Consider the following 406-nt stretch of genomic DNA (forward strand, 5'->3'; position numbering starts at 1 on the left):
AGAAGAAAAAGATAATAAGGGCAACATTGTAGAAAATATGTTAAAAAAAGAAGCTTATAAAAAACTTACCTTTACTAACCATATACAAAATAATTTTAAAACTTCTTTATTTGGGAAGAATTACAAGATCAATATAGATAAAATAATGCAGTATATAGAAGTAAGAATCCAAAATAACTTTGAGATTATAAAACAAACAAAAATCATAAATAATAACATAATGCCACTTTTCACTCTTGAAATGCTAAGAGGTGTATTCAATGGAATTAAGGACAATGAAATGGCAAAGATTAATAAATTACAAGCTATGGTAAATGAACTCAACAGAATCCATATAGATGGAAAACCCATGTATGTGCATTATAAGCTAGATACGAGAACTAGGATAGAACATTTTTTTGCGCAA

1 protein-coding gene is annotated in these 406 nt (G+C 26.6%); it reads left to right on the forward strand.

The annotated features are described in order from the left end of the window. Positions 1 to 145: 145 nt before the first annotated feature. Positions 146 to 406, forward strand: a 261-nt coding sequence (locus tag LS69_RS10185; RefSeq protein WP_138124745.1) for a hypothetical protein, incomplete at its 3' end; no start/stop codon positions are given.

Source organism: Helicobacter sp. MIT 05-5294 (assembly GCF_000765675.1).
Classification (GTDB): Bacteria; Campylobacterota; Campylobacteria; order Campylobacterales; family Helicobacteraceae; genus Helicobacter_D.